The organism is Streptomyces sp. NPDC033131 (genome assembly GCF_055578365.1).
This window is the reverse complement of record NZ_JBVIPA010000059.1, coordinates 1-13,705: the sequence shown is the minus strand read 5'-3', so window position 1 is coordinate 13,705 and position 13,705 is coordinate 1. Positions and strand designations below refer to the sequence as shown.

The window sequence follows — 13,705 nt, the reverse complement described above, 5'->3', positions numbered from 1 at the left end:
CCGCGCCCACCCTCCCTCATCAGCCCCAGCGGCACGACCGCCCGCGGCGGCGCGCCTCAGCTCGCCAGTGCCTCCTCCGGCTCCCCGCTCACCCGGGGCTCCGCGACCCGTACCTCCGGCACCTCCCGGTGCGCCGGGTCTCTCACCTCGCCGACCAGCAGCTCCAGTACGTCCTCCAGCGCGACGAGCCCCAGCACCTTGCCGGACGCGTCCGCCACCTGGGCGAGGTGCGTCGCGGCCCGGCGCATGACCGTGAGCGCGTCGTCGAGCGGCAGTTCGGACCTGAGCGTGGTCATCGGCCGCCACACCTGCTGCGGCACCGCCCGCTCGGAGTCCTCCAGGTCGAGCACGTCCTTCACATGCAGGTAGCCCATGAAGGCGCCGGTCTCCGCCGCCACCGGAAAGCGGGAGTAGCCGGTGTGCCCGGTGAGTTCGACGATCTGGCCCGGGGTGACCGAGGGGCTGACCGTCACCAGCGACTCGCGCGTCAGCAGCACGTCCGTGACCGGGCGGGAGCCCAGCTCCAGGGCGTCCTCCAGGCGCTCCTGCTCCTCCGGGTCGAGCAGTCCGGCCTGGCCGGAGTCCTCCACCAGCCGGTTGAGCTGTTCGCTGGTGAACACGGCCTCGATCTCGTCCCTGGGCTCGACGCCGAAGAGCCGCAGGATGCCCCCGGCGCAGGCGCCGAGGGCCACGGTGATCGGCCGGCAGAGGCGGGCGAAGGCGACCAGGCCGGGGCTGAGCCACAGCGCGGCCTTCTCCGGGGCGGCCATCGCGAGGTTCTTCGGGACCATCTCGCCGATGACGAGGTGGAAGAAGACGACCGCGGCGAGCGCGATGACGTAACCGAGCGGGTGGATCATGCCGTGCGGCAGGTGGACCCACTCGAAGAGGGGCTCCAGCAGGCGCGCGACCGTCGGTTCGGCGACCGCGCCCAGCGTCAGCGAACAGACGGTGATGCCGAACTGGGCGGCCGCCATCATCTGCGGCAGCCGCTCCAGGCCGTACAGCACCTGGCGGGCCCGGGTGGTGCCGAGCGGTTCGATCTGGCTGCGGCGCACGGAGACGAGCGCGAACTCGGCCCCGACGAAGAAGCCGTTGGCGAGCACGAGCAGCGCGGCGAACAGGAGTTGGAGCACGGTCATCGCACGGCCTCCAGCGCGACGGGAGCCGTCCGTACCAGGCGGACCCGCTCGGCGCGGTAGTGCCCGACCTGGCGTACGGACAGGCGCCAGCCGGGAAGTTCGGTCGTGTCGCCGACGGCCGGGATGCGGCCGAGCAGGTCGGCGACCAGGCCGGCGACGGTCTCGTACGGCCCCTCGGGCACGTCCAGGCCGATGCGCCGGAGGATGTCGACGCGGCAACTGCCGTCGGCCTCCCAGGCGGGCCTGCCGTCCTCCGGCGGGGCGGCGGCGAGTTCCGGCAGGTCCTGGCCGTCGTGCTCGTCGCGGACCTCGCCGACGATCTCCTCGACGATGTCCTCCAGGGTGACGACGCCGGCCGTGCCGCCGTACTCGTCGACGACCACGGCTATGGGCTGTTCGCTGCGCAGCCGCGCGAGCAGCGGCCGTACGGGCAGGGTCTCCGGCACGAGCAGGGCCGGACGGGCGATGCGCCGTACCGGGGTGCGCAGCCGGTCGGTGACGGGGACGGCCAGGGCGTCCTTGAGGTGCACCATGCCGACGATCTCGTCGATCTTCTCGCGGTAGACGGGGAAGCGGGACAGGCCGGTGGCGCGGGTCAGGTTGACCACGTCCTCGGCGGTGGCCGTCGACTGCAGGGCGCTGACCTTCACCCGCGGGGTCATCACATGCTGCGCGGTCAGCTCGGCCAGTGACAGGGTCCGTACGAAGAGGTCCGCGGTGTCCTGCTCCAGGGCACCGGCCCGCGCGGAGTGCCGGGCCAGGGAGACGAGTTCGCCGGGGGTACGGGCGGAGGCCAGCTCCTCGGCGGGCTCGATGCCCATCGCACGGACCAGGCGGTTGGCGACCGCGTTCAGCCCGGCGATCACCGGGTGGAACAGGCGGGCGAAGGCGTGCTGCGGGCCGGCGACGAAGCGCGCGACCTGCATGGGCTTGGACACCGCCCAGTTCTTGGGCACCAGTTCGCCGATGACCATCTGCACGGCCGAGGCCAGCAGCATGCCGATGACCACGGCGACACCGGAGACGGCACCCGTGGGGATGCCGGTGGCGGTGATGGGGCCGTCCAGCAGTTCGGCGAGCGCCGGTTCGGCGAGCATGCCGACGACGAGGGAGGTGATGGTGATGCCGAGCTGGGTGCCGGAGAGCTGGAAGGACAGCTCCTTGAGGGACTCGACGACCGTACGGGCCCGTCGGTCGCCCTCGGCGGCGGCCTTCTCGGCGTCCGTCGCCTCGACCGTCACCAGGCCGAACTCGGCCGCGACGAAGAATCCGTTGGCGAGGATCAGCAGGAACGCGGCTCCGAGGAGCAGCAAGGGGGTGCTCATGATGCCGCCGCCTCCGCGTACGCGCGGTCTGCGAGATCGCAGTCCGCGGTATGTCGGCAGGGGGCGGCGCAGGTACTACAGGACGATCCGTCCATCGCCGGAGAGGGTCACTCCTCGCGTAGCAGGAACCCCTGGGCGCCGGGCGGCGCGCAGGGGCGGAGGCGCAGCGAAAAACGCCTCCGCCAACAGATTAATCAAGACATGGGCATGTGCGGCAGGGTGGGCGGCCCCGAGTCAGCTCTGATCTTCCTCGGGGCGGGCCGTGGAGTGGGCCTCGGCGAGCGCCCGCAGGGTGCGCGCGTCGGCGATGGCACGCTGCTTGGCGATGCCCGGCTGGATGCCGAGCGCGGGCAGGCTGGTGCCGTCGCTGAGGTTGAGGAAGACCCAGGGGTCGCCGGGCCGGAGGTTCACCTGGATGATCTCGGCCCAGTCCAGGCGGCGCCTGCTGGCGATGTTGACGACGGTGACGCCGGACTCGTCGGCGACGACCTTCGGCCGCGACAGCTGGAACAGCACGCCGAACAGGAGCGCGCCGGTGAGGACGAAGCTGAGGCGCTCGCCGGGGCTGAGCTGTTCCAGCAGCATGGCGACCGTCGTGATGACCACGAAGATCGCGACGCCGGCGGTCAGCAGCACGGCACGGGTGCGTCCTGGCCGGAATGTGACGGGAAGAGAGGGCAGTTCAGACATTCTGACCACGCTCCTCAGAGACGGCAGGCGTGGATGGCCGTCGTCAGGATGGCCCGGGCGCCGATGTCGTACAGGTCGTCCATGATCCGCTGGGCTTCCTTGGACGGGACCATCGCGCGGACCGCGACCCAGCCCTCGTTGTGCAGCGGGGAGACGGTCGGGGACTCCAGGCCCGGCGTGAGCGCCACGGCCTTCTCCAGCTGCTCGACGCGGCAGTCGTAGTCCATCATCACGTACGTCCGGGCCACCAGGACGCCCTGGAGGCGGCGCAGGAACTGCTGCACCTTCGGCTCGACCGTCTCATCGGCTTCCGCGCCGGCACGGCGGATCACGACGGCCTCGGACTTCATGATCGGCTCGCCGATGACCTCCAGGCCCGCGTTGCGCAGCGAGGTGCCGGTCTCGACGACGTCGGCGATGACCTCGGCGACGCCCAGCTCTATGGCCGTCTCGACGGCGCCGTCGAGGTGGACGACGGAGGCGTCGATGCCGTGGTCGGCGAGGTGCTTGGCGACGATTCCCTCGTAGGAGGTGGCGACCGTCATGCCGTTCAGGTCCTTCACGCCGCTGGCCGTGCCCGGCTTGGTGGCGTAGCGGAAGGTGGAGCGGGCGAAGCCGAGCGGAAGGATCTCCTCGGCGTTCGCGCCGGAGTCGATCAGCAGGTCGCGGCCGGTGATGCCGATGTCGAGCTTGCCGGAGGAGACGTAGATCGCGATGTCGCGGGGGCGGAGGTAGAAGAACTCGACCTCGTTCTCCGGGTCGACGATCCGCAGTTCCTTGGACTCGCGGCGCTGCTGGTAGCCGGCCTCATGCAGCATCTCCGCCGCAGGTCCTGACAGGGAACCCTTGTTGGGGACGGCGATGCGCAGCATGAGGTCGGCTTCCTTCGTTCGTGCGGGGCGATGAGTGGGTGGGTGGCGCGGCTCAGAGATGGGCGTAGACGTCGTCCAGGGAGATGCCCCGGGCGACCATCATCACCTGGACGTGGTACAGCAGCTGCGAGATCTCCTCGGCAGCCGCCTCCTTGCCCTCGTACTCGGCGGCCATCCAGACTTCGGCGGCCTCCTCGACGACCTTCTTGCCGATGGCATGGACACCCTTGCCGACCAGCTCCGCGGTGCGGGAGGTGGCGGGGTCGCCGGTTGCGGCCTTGTGCTGGAGCTCGCTGAAGAGCTCCTCAAACGTCTTATTGGACATGGTGCCGCCCACTTTACGCGTGTGCCGGCCGAGCTAGCGCCACGGTTCGGATACTGAGCGGAGGGTGGCAGCCGTGGCCACCGCCGCCGTCACCGCCTCGTGCCCCTTGTCCTCGCGGGAGCCCTCGATGCCGGCCCGGTCCAGGGCCTGCTCCTCGGTGTCGCAGGTCAGGACGCCGAAACCGACGGGGACGCCGGTCTCGACGGAGACCTGGGTGAGGCCCTGGGTGACGCCCTGGCACACGAACTCGAAGTGGGGGGTGCCACCGCGGATGACGACGCCGAGGGCGACGATCGCGTCGTAGCCGCGGCCCGCGAGGACCTTGGCGACGACCGGGAGCTCCCAGCTGCCGGGGACCCTCAGCAGGGTCGGCTCGTCGATTCCCAGGTCGTGCAGGGCCCGCAGGGCGCCGTCCACCAGGCCGTCCATCACCTTCTCGTGCCACTGCGCCGCGATGACGGCGACCCGCAGGTCTCCGACGTTGCGTACCGACAGTTCCGGTGCACCCTTGCCGCTCACGTGTCTCGCGTCTCCTCGTGGTTTCTGCTTACTGGTTGCCGCAGGTGGACACGGGGGCCGTGTCCAGCCAGGGCAGGTCGTGCCCCATCCGGTCCCGCTTGGTGCGCAGGTAGCGGAGGTTGTGTTCGCCCGCCTGTACCGGCATCGGCTCGCGGCCGTTGACCTTGAGGCCGTGGCGGACGAGCGCGTCGGTCTTGTCGGGATTGTTCGTCATCAGGCGCACACTGCGGACCCCGAGGTCCTCCAGGATCTGCGCGCCGGCGCCGTAGTCCCGGGCGTCCGCGGGCAGGCCGAGTTCCAGGTTGGCGTCGAGGGTGTCGTGGCCCTGTTCCTGGAGCTCGTACGCGCGCAGCTTCGACAGCAGGCCGATGCCGCGTCCTTCGTGGCCGCGGAGGTAGACCACCACTCCCCTGCCCTCGGTCTGGATGCGCTCCAGGGAGGCGTCGAGCTGGGGACCGCAGTCGCAGCGTGCGGAGCCGAAGACGTCGCCGGTGAGGCATTCGGAGTGGACACGGACGAGGACGTCCTCGCCGTCGCCGATCTCGCCGTGGACGAGGGCGACGTGCTCGACGCCGTCGACGGTGGAGCGGTAGCCGTACGCGGTGAAGGTGCCGTGGACGGTGGGCAGTCGGGTCTCGGCCTCGCGGCGGACGGTGGGCTCGGAGCTGCGGCGGTAGGCGATCAGGTCCTCGATGGAGATGATCGTCAGGCCGTGCTTGCGGGCGAAGGGGATCAGTTCGGGCAGGCGCAGCATGCGTCCGTCCTCGCCGGCGATCTCGACGATCGCGCCGGCCGGACGCAGGCCCGCGAGGCGGGCGAGGTCGACGGCGGCCTCGGTGTGGCCGTTGCGCACGAGGACGCCGCCGGGCTTGGCGCGGAGCGGGAAGACGTGGCCGGGGCGGACGAGGTCCGTGGGCTCGGCCGTGCCGCTCGCGAGCAGCTGCAGCGTGGTGGCGCGGTCGGAGGCCGAGATGCCGGTGCTCACACCGTGAGCGGCGGAGGCGTCCACGGAGACGGTGAACGCGGTTTTCATCGACTCGGTGTTGTCGTCGACCATCTGCGGGAGCCGGAGCCGCTCCAGTTCGTCGCCCTCCATGGGGGCGCAGATCAGGCCACGGCACTCGCTCATCATGAAGGCGACGATCTCGGGGGTCGCCTTCTCGGCGGCGATGACGAGGTCGCCCTCGTTCTCCCGGTCCTCGTCGTCGACGACCACGATCGGGCGGCCGGCCGCGATGTCCGCGATGGCCTGCTCGATCGGGTCGAGGGTGAAGTCCTCGAGACCGTCGGTGCTGTACAGGATCGGTGCCGCGCTCATGCCGGCGCTCCTTCCAGAGCGGGCTGCGGTCCCTTGCGGGAGCGCAGCCACCAGTCGCGCATGCCCCACAGGACGAGCGCGCCGTAGATGACGTAGACGAAGCCGGAGAAGGCGTAGCCGTTGGCGAAGTTCAGCGGGACGCCGACCAGGTCGACCAGCAGCCAGGCGAACCAGAACTCGACCATGCCGCGGGCCTGGGCGTACATGGCGACGACGGTGCCGACGAAGATGTAGGCGTCCGGCCAGGGGTCCCAGGACAGGGTCGGGTAGGCCTTGAAGAGGAGGGCCACCGCGACGGTGCCGACGGCGGCGGCGGCCACCATCGCCGCACGCTCGCGCCAGGTGGCGAACCGCGGGGTGATCTGGCCGTCGCCGGACTGCCCCTTGTGCCGGTTCCACTGCCACCAGCCGTACCCGGCGACGGCCATGACGACGGCCTGCTTGCCGGCGCTGCCGGTCAGGTGGCCGTAGAAGGCCCCGAAGAGGACCAGGCCGGACAGGAACTGGACGGGCCAGCTCCAGATGGAGCGGCGCCAGCCGAGGGCGAGGGCGACCAGGCCGAGGATGTTGCCGACCATGTCCGACCACAGGATGTGCTGGTCGAACAGGACGAACGCCTCGGAGTTCAGCCAGTTCACGGGGTGGCCCCCTGACTGCCCATCAGCCGCTCGACGTACTTGGCGATGACGTCGACTTCGAGGTTGACCGGGTCGCCGGGCTGCTTGTGGCCGAGCGTGGTCAGGCCGAGGGTGGTGGGGATGAGGCTCACCGTGAAGTAGTCGGGGCCGGCGTCGACGACGGTGAGACTGATGCCGTCGACGGTGATGGAGCCCTTCTCGACGACGTAGCGCGTGAGGTCCGCGGGGAGGGAGACCTTCACGATCTCCCAGTGCTCGGACGGCTTGCGCTCCAGCACGTGGCCGGTTCCGTCGACGTGGCCCTGCACGATGTGGCCGCCGAGGCGGGCGCCGAGCGCCATGGGGCGTTCGAGGTTGACGCGGGAGCCGACGGCGAGGACGCCCAGGCTGGAACGGTTCAGGGTCTCGGCCATCACGTCGGCCGTGAACTCGTCGCCCACGTGGTCGACGACGGTCAGACAGACGCCGTTGACGGCGATGGAGTCGCCGTGCTTCGCACCCTCGGTGACGACGGGGCCCCGCAGCCGAAAACGGGAGGCGTCGCCGAGGTTCTCGACGGCGGTGACCTCACCCAGCTCTTCGACGATTCCGGTGAACACTTCCCGGGTCCTCCTGCCTCTTCGGGCACGGACTCCGGGGCTGTCGGTGACGACGACACGTACGAGCAGGGACACCGGGGGCGACGCCGGACAGGGATCGCCCCATGGACGAACCGGTTCGGCGGCGCGCACGAATGCCCGCCCGCCGCGCACTGCCTCCCATCCGGACTTTAACCGTCGGTCCAGGAATTTCACCTGGTCAACCGGCCGCTGGAAGCGACCGGGTCGCGGACTGTAACCGCCGGTTCGGACTTTCACCGACCCCGGAGTGCGCTGCTTCTGGTACAGAGCCAGTGTGCCATGCCTGATCGACGTCCATACGGGCGAAGGGTGTGGGGTGGCTCACAGGCCGCGCCGATGGACTTTCGGGCCGGACGGTGACGCCCTCAACCGCGCTGCGGATGCCGGACCTTGGCTGTTTCACCTTGGTCCCCATCCCTTGACGCAATGGTCTAGTCCTTTTTAGGGTCGCCCTGCGTGGATACCCGCACAGACGGGCCCGGCGGCGGTGACGACGGCCCTTGCCCGCCGCCGGGTCTCCCCGGTTGGTGCGCGACGGGCCCGTTCGAGCGGCTCGCGACGGATCGGGCGCACATCGCGGGCGAGGCCAACGGCAGGAGCGCGCCGACCGCTTGGGCGGGGACACACGGGTACGGGCCGTAGTGAACCCCGACAAGCTGCAGCGAGCGGGCGGCGGAGCACCTGGTCGGGGCGGCACGGCGGGCGGAAGGGCTCCACCTGGTCCACATCTCGATCGCCGGGGTGGTCCGGGTGCCGGTTCGGCCACTACCGGACCAAGCTCGCCTGGAGCGGCAGATCGAGGCGCCCAAGATCGGCTGGACCGTGCTGCGGATCACGCGGTTCCACGATCTGCCGGCGCAGGTGTTCCAGGTACTGGCCAAGTCGCCGGTCCTGCCGCTGCCCGCGGGTGTCCGGGACCAGCCCACCGAGGTGGCCGAAGTGGCGGAGCGGACGGCCGGGTTGGCGGTGGGCGGGCCAGTGGGACGGACGGGCCGACGACATGGGCGGGCCCGAGGTGCGGTCGTTCGAGTCGCCGGGCCGGGCGTATCCGAGGGCGACGGGCCGGAAGCGGGCGGCCCCTCCGGGCCGGGCAGTCCTCGAACGTCCCCTCGCCCATCTCCCGTTCCGGCGTCAGGTGACCGCCCGCCCGGAACCTCGGTACGCCTCGGTTAGGGCCTGTCCGGCGGATCATGCCGCGGACGCGGGGCCTGGCACGCCGATCTGCAGCGTTGTCGTCGGTTGCCGACTCCCTCCTCCGCCTTGTAGCTCGACGCACCAGGCCCCGCCCACCTGCGTCGACGAGGCGCCGCGGATGTCCTGCCACTTGATCCGCCGGACAGGACCTAGCCGGCCCTCCAGGGCGCGAACAACTCGTCCTGCGCCCGGTCCCGCGCCGTGAGCAGCGCCCCGCGCAGCACCGCGCCCCCGCCCAGAGCGCTGGGCCGCACCTCCGTGGGCAGAGGTGACAACCGGGCGAGACGTTCCTGGACACGACGCGCCAGAACCTCACCACCCGCCCGGCCGATCTCCCCCGCCAGCACCACGCAGCCGGGATCCAGTACGGCGATGACAGCGGCGGCACCGAGGGCGACACGATCGGCGAGGGCGTCGAGGAAGCGGTCGGCGGAGGCGGCGGGCGTGCGTGGTGCGGTGCGGCCGTGCTGCGCGAAGGCTTCACCGGGCGCGCGGTCCACCGTGGCCGCCCGGCCCTTCTCCGGGCTGTCCGCTGCCGCCGGCGCCCCGGCCGTCACCCCTTCCACCGCCGCGCGGACCAGTGCCGCGGCCCGTGGCTCGTGGGGGGCGGACGTGGCGGTGACGCCGTACTCCGCCGCGAGGTCGGCTATCGCGTCGGCGCCCGCGAGGGAGTGGAAACCCCCGTCGCAGCCGGTCGCCGACGGCAGTCCGGCCGTCCCCGGCACGGGCAGGAAGCCGATCTCGCCCGCGCCGCCGGAGGCTCCCCGGCGCAGTGTTCCGTCCAGGACGACCGCGGCGCCGATGCCCACGCCGAGCCAGAGCAGCACGAAGGTGTCCCGGTCGCGGGCGGCGCCGTCGCGTTGTTCGGCGAGGGCGGCGAGGTTGGTCTCGTTCTCGACGCTGACCGTGGCCTTCGGGAAGCGCTCCTGCAGCGCGGCCACCAGCCGGCGGTGCCATTCGGGCAGGCCCGAGGAGTCGTGGAGGTCGCCGCTCGCCGGGTCGATCAGGCCGGGCGCGCCGATGCCGAGGGTGTGCAGCCGGTCGGCGCCGGCCTCCTTGGCCACCCGCTCGACGAGGGTGACCGCCTGTTCCACCGCGGACCCGGTGCCCGTGTCGTCGCCGATCGGCACGGATGCCTCGGCGAGCACCCGGCCCAGGAGGTCGGAGACGAGGACCGCGACTCCCTCGGTACGGACGTCGAGGGCCGCCAGATGGGCGCGGTCGGCGACGATGCCGTACAGCCTGGCGTTCGGCCCGCGCCGCTGCTCGCCCGACTCCCCGACCACCGTGATCAGGCCGGAGTCGGTGAGGCGTTCGACGAGGTCGGCGACGGTCGGCCGGGACAGGCCGGTGAGCTGCTTCAACTGCCCTGCCGTCAACGGGCCCTCCTGCTGGAGCAGACGCAGGGCGACTTCGTCGTTGATGGCCCGGGCGGTGCTCGGGGATGCGGGCATGCCGGGATCCTTCCAGATCGGCGGGGCCGTACAGCGGGGCCTGTTGCCCCGCTATCTATCAGGCAGGGTTCCTGATAGTTTACGCGGTCGGCGGGTGGGGACCGAGAACCCTGAAGGGGCCGGAGAATGAGTGAAGTGGTCTACGACGAGGTCGAGGTGAGGCGGGCCCGGTACGCCGTGGCCGCCGTCTTCGCGGTGCACGGGGCCGTGACCGGTTCGTTCGCGACCCGGGTCCCGTGGATCCAGGACCACGCGTCGGTGAGTGCGGGGCAACTGGGCCTGGCCCTGGCCTTTCCCGCGCTCGGCGCGTCGCTGGCGATGCCGCTCGCGGGCAGTATCAGCCATCGCTTCGGCGCCCGGAACGCCCTGCGCGGCCTGATCGCCCTGTGGAGCCTGTCCCTCGTTCTGCCGTCCCTCGCCCCGAACCTCCTCACTCTCTGCCTGGCCCTGTTCGTGTACGGCGCGACCGCCGGCATGGCGGACGTGGCGATGAACGCGCTCGGCGTCGACGTCGAGAACCGCCTGGGCCGGTCGATCATGTCCGGCCTGCACGGTCTGTGGAGCGCGGGCGCCCTGATCGGGTCGGCGGCCGGCACCCTCGCCGCGCATCTCGGCGCGGACGCCCGGCTACACCACGTGCTGGCGGCCGGGGTCCTCACCGCGCTCGGCGTCGCCTCGTGCGCGTGGGTGCTGGACCTCCAGCCCGCCGAGGACGAGCAGCCGCCGCCCCGGTTCGCGCTGCCGCCCCGGTCGGCGCTGCTCATCGGCGCGGTCGGGTTCTGCGCGGTGTTCGCTGAGGGCGCCAGCCTGGACTGGTCGGCGGTGTACCTGCGTGACCGGCTGGAGGCCTCGCCGGGGCTGGCGGCCGCGTGCACCACGGGCTTCACGCTCACCATGGCGATCGCCCGGCTCGTCGGCGACAAGGTGGTGGACCGGTACGGCTCCGTGCGCACGGTGCGCGTCGGCGGAGTCCTCGCCACCGCCGGAGGACTGCTCATCGTCCTCGCGAGCCATCCGGCCGCGGCGATGGCCGGGTTCGCGCTGATGGGTCTCGGCATCGCCGTCGTGGTTCCGCTGTGCTTCGCCGCCGCGGGCCGCAGCGGACCGAACCCCAGTCTGGCCATCGCCGGCGTCGCGACGATCACCTACACCTCGGGGCTGGTCGCGCCGAGCGCGATCGGCGGAATCGCTCAGGCGACCAGCCTGACGGTGTCGTTCGGTCTGGTGACGGTGCTGGCGTGCGGTCTCGTGCTGTTCGCGGGCGTGCTGCGCGCGGGCGACCGCGATCGCCCGAAGGTCGGTCGGCGGCCCTCGGCAGTTCCCGGCCCGCGGCCCTGACACCGTCGCTCCAGTGGGCGCGGGGCACAGGGTCCCCGCGTCCGGCCGCACCGGCCCGCGCGGCGGGCCGAGCATCAAGCCGTACGTCCTGACCGGGCGCAGGCCCTCCTCAGCGCGCCAGGTCGTACGCGTACGACGGCGTGAACGTCCCCGGCGCTCCCTTGCAGCCGTCCGACTCCCCCGGCAGTTTCACCCAGAGGTAGCCGTCGATCCGCGCCTCCCCGGTGTTCAGGGTGGGCGTCCGGCCCAGTTTGCGGCCGGCGGGGTCGCACCACTCGCCGTCGGCGGGGGCGCCGTTGCCGTTGCGGCTGGTGTCGATGACGGCGCCGAGTCCGGCCGGGCCGCCCATGGCGTCGAGGATCTGCCGGTCGTAGGCGATCTCGTCGGCCGTGCGGTGGAAGTTGGAGACGTTGCTGAAGATGCCGTCGGAGGAGGCGGCCGAGGCCGCGCCGGCCTGCCGCAGTCGGCCGGCCTGTTTCGCGGCGTCGTTCCAGCCGGAGTGGCCGGCGTCGTAGTAGACCCGTGCCTGGGGGTTGGCGGCCTTGAGGACGCGGCCCGCTCGTGCCAGCGAGGCGAAGCGGCGGCTGCGTTCGTCCGACGAGAGGCACTCGGCCTGGGCGACCGAGTCCGGCTCCAGGATCACGATGACCTCGTCGGAGCCGAGCCCGGCGGCGAAGGCGTCGATCCAGTCGTCGTACGCGTCGAGGTCGGGGGCACCGCCTTGCGAGGCGCCTCCGCAGTCGCGGCCGGGGATGGCGTACGGCACGACGACGGGGACCCGGCCCTGCGCGCCGCCGCCGGAGGTGACCGCGCGGACCCGGCTGGTGATGGTCGACGGCGTGAAGTCGGCGAACCAGACCGCCGCGGGCTGGTCGGCTATGCGGGACTCTATGACCGCGTGGCGTGGGTCGCCGCCGTTGGCGCGGACCCAGTCGAGCACCTGGGACTCGGGGTAGCGGTAGAGCCGGGTGGAGGTGGCGGGAGCCTGCCGCTTGGCCTGCGTCTCCGTCTTCGTGCGGGACGGCGTGGGGCCGGCCTTCTTCTTCGGGGACGGCGAGGCGGAACCGCTCGCCGAGGGCGAGGCCGACGGCGTCGGCCGGGCGGGCAGCGGCTCGAAGTACGGCGAGCTGGTCACCTCGGGCTTCGCCTGGTCGGAGTCGGGCCGGTCGCCGAGGGCGGACAGCATTCCGGTCGCCGTCGATATCGCGACCACCACGGAGGCCGCCGCCACCATGGCGCCGCGCCCTGCGGTCCGCCTGCGCTCGGCCCGGCGCGCGGCCAGGCGCTGGGCACGTTGGCCTGACACAGTGCAGTTCCCCCCTGTCGCTCTTACGCGGCGGGCTCGTTCCCCCGTTCTGGGGAAGCGTCGGGCCTGCCGGTACCGGGGCCAGCCTAAAGCTGCGACTCTGCCCACATGGTGCAATGCGAACAAGTCACCACCCCCAAGGAGCGGCTCACTCCTCCCCTCGACCGGGTCGTCACTCCCGTAGACGGCGTCATCTCCCGTATGCGCGCGCTCGACGCGACCCTGCCGCCGCGCGACGGCCTGGCGGTCTTCAACCGCGTCTACCTCGCTGTCACCGAGGCGGTCGACCGGCGTATCGACACGGGGCAGTTGGGGGACGCGCGGGCCGCGATCACGCTGGACGTGCGGTTCGCGGAGCGCTACCTGGACGCCGTCGAGGCGGTGGCCGACGGGCGGCGTCCGCCGGCCTGCTGGCGGCCCCTGTTCCAGTTCCGCCGTCACCCCGGCGTACGCCCGTTGCAGTTCGCCCTCGCGGGCATCAATGCGCACATCGGGCACGACCTGGCGCTCGCCGTCGTGGACACCTGTCGTACGCTCGGCTGCGAACCCGTCGACGTGGAGGACGAGTTCGACCGCGTGGGCGATCTCCTCGTCTCGCTGGAGGAGCGCATCCGCGAAGAGCTGATGCCGGGCCCCGACCTCTTCCAGATCGCCGACCCGCTCACCCACCTGCTCGGCGCGTGGAGCCTGGAGCGCGCCCGGGAGGCGACGTGGACCGCGGCGCGGGCCCTGTGGGTGCTGCGCCGGCTGCCCGACGTCGCCGAGGAGTTCACCGAACGCCTGGACGCGGCGGTGGGCCTGGCGGGACGCATGCTGCTCACGCCGATGCCCGACCGGTGAGCCGGGGTCTCCCGACGAGAGGCCCTAGTTGTACTGACCCGTGAGGTTGTGGACGCGGCTGGCGGGTGGTTGGCCTTTGAGCGCGGTGTGTCCGCGGTGGTGATTGTAGGTGTGGAGCCACTGT

The 13,705-nt window shown here is 71.9% G+C and carries 13 protein-coding genes and 1 riboswitch; of the genes, 2 read left to right on the top strand and 11 right to left on the bottom strand.

The genetic code is table 11. From position 1 onward, the window contains the following. Positions 1–56: 56 nt before the first annotated feature. The 10 genes from ACZ5XS_RS41305 to ACZ5XS_RS41260 form a co-directional block, all read right to left on the bottom strand. A complete protein-coding gene (locus ACZ5XS_RS41305; RefSeq protein WP_468660384.1) occupies positions 57–1,142 on the bottom strand; it encodes a hemolysin family protein in 1,086 nt (361 codons plus the stop codon). After that, entirely contained in the window at positions 1,139–2,467 is a 1,329-nt protein-coding gene (locus tag ACZ5XS_RS41300) for a hemolysin family protein (protein WP_468660382.1), read from the bottom strand. The genes ACZ5XS_RS41305 and ACZ5XS_RS41300 overlap by 4 nt, the downstream gene beginning before the upstream one ends. 234 nt (positions 2,468–2,701) lie before the next feature. After that, entirely contained in the window at positions 2,702–3,157 is a 456-nt protein-coding gene (locus tag ACZ5XS_RS41295; RefSeq protein ID WP_468660380.1) for a PH domain-containing protein, read from the bottom strand. Positions 3,158–3,171: 14 nt separating this feature from the next. Beyond that, positions 3,172–4,029 (bottom strand): ATP phosphoribosyltransferase, encoded by an 858-nt coding sequence (hisG, locus tag ACZ5XS_RS41290; protein WP_468660378.1) that lies wholly within the window; start codon positions 4,027–4,029, stop codon positions 3,172–3,174. 52 nt (positions 4,030–4,081) lie between these two features. Next, positions 4,082–4,354, bottom strand: a complete 273-nt coding sequence (locus ACZ5XS_RS41285; RefSeq protein ID WP_217239573.1) for a phosphoribosyl-ATP diphosphatase — start codon at positions 4,352–4,354, stop codon at positions 4,082–4,084. A 33-nt stretch (positions 4,355–4,387) separates the two neighbouring features. Next, positions 4,388–4,873 (bottom strand): 6,7-dimethyl-8-ribityllumazine synthase, encoded by a 486-nt coding sequence (gene ribH, locus ACZ5XS_RS41280; RefSeq protein ID WP_468660376.1) that lies wholly within the window; start codon positions 4,871–4,873, stop codon positions 4,388–4,390. Between the two features lie 28 nt (positions 4,874–4,901). Then, the gene (locus tag ACZ5XS_RS41275) at positions 4,902–6,191 is read right to left on the bottom strand and encodes a bifunctional 3,4-dihydroxy-2-butanone-4-phosphate synthase/GTP cyclohydrolase II (protein WP_468660374.1); all 1,290 of its coding nucleotides are present in this window, start codon (positions 6,189–6,191) and stop codon (positions 4,902–4,904) included. After that, positions 6,188–6,829: a nicotinamide mononucleotide transporter family protein gene (locus ACZ5XS_RS41270; RefSeq protein ID WP_468660372.1), complete on the bottom strand. Its 642-nt coding sequence runs from the start codon at positions 6,827–6,829 to the stop codon at positions 6,188–6,190. The genes ACZ5XS_RS41275 and ACZ5XS_RS41270 overlap by 4 nt, the downstream gene beginning before the upstream one ends. Then, positions 6,826–7,428, bottom strand: coding sequence for a riboflavin synthase (locus ACZ5XS_RS41265; RefSeq protein ID WP_468660370.1), 603 nt, complete (start codon positions 7,426–7,428; stop codon positions 6,826–6,828). Before ACZ5XS_RS41265 ends, ACZ5XS_RS41270 begins: the two co-directional genes overlap by 4 nt. Positions 7,429–7,573: 145 nt before the next feature. Next, positions 7,574–7,704: riboswitch (FMN riboswitch) on the bottom strand. 1,088 nt (positions 7,705–8,792) lie between these two features. Further along, the gene (locus ACZ5XS_RS41260; protein WP_468660368.1) at positions 8,793–10,097 is read right to left on the bottom strand and encodes an ROK family transcriptional regulator; all 1,305 of its coding nucleotides are present in this window, start codon (positions 10,095–10,097) and stop codon (positions 8,793–8,795) included. 126 nt (positions 10,098–10,223) lie between these two features. Here ACZ5XS_RS41260 and ACZ5XS_RS41255 point away from each other — a divergent pair, with 126 nt between their 5' ends. Then, positions 10,224–11,435 (top strand): MFS transporter, encoded by a 1,212-nt coding sequence (locus ACZ5XS_RS41255; RefSeq protein WP_468660366.1) that lies wholly within the window; start codon positions 10,224–10,226, stop codon positions 11,433–11,435. A 109-nt stretch (positions 11,436–11,544) separates the two neighbouring features. On the opposite strand, the gene ACZ5XS_RS41250 is transcribed toward ACZ5XS_RS41255, so the two are convergent. Then, positions 11,545–12,669, bottom strand: coding sequence for a glycoside hydrolase family 6 protein (locus tag ACZ5XS_RS41250; protein WP_468660424.1), 1,125 nt, complete (start codon positions 12,667–12,669; stop codon positions 11,545–11,547). Between the two features lie 180 nt (positions 12,670–12,849). Here ACZ5XS_RS41250 and ACZ5XS_RS41245 point away from each other — a divergent pair, with 180 nt between their 5' ends. Further along, positions 12,850–13,581: a DUF5995 family protein gene (locus ACZ5XS_RS41245; RefSeq protein ID WP_468660364.1), complete on the top strand. Its 732-nt coding sequence runs from the start codon at positions 12,850–12,852 to the stop codon at positions 13,579–13,581. Positions 13,582–13,705: the final 124 nt, after the last annotated feature.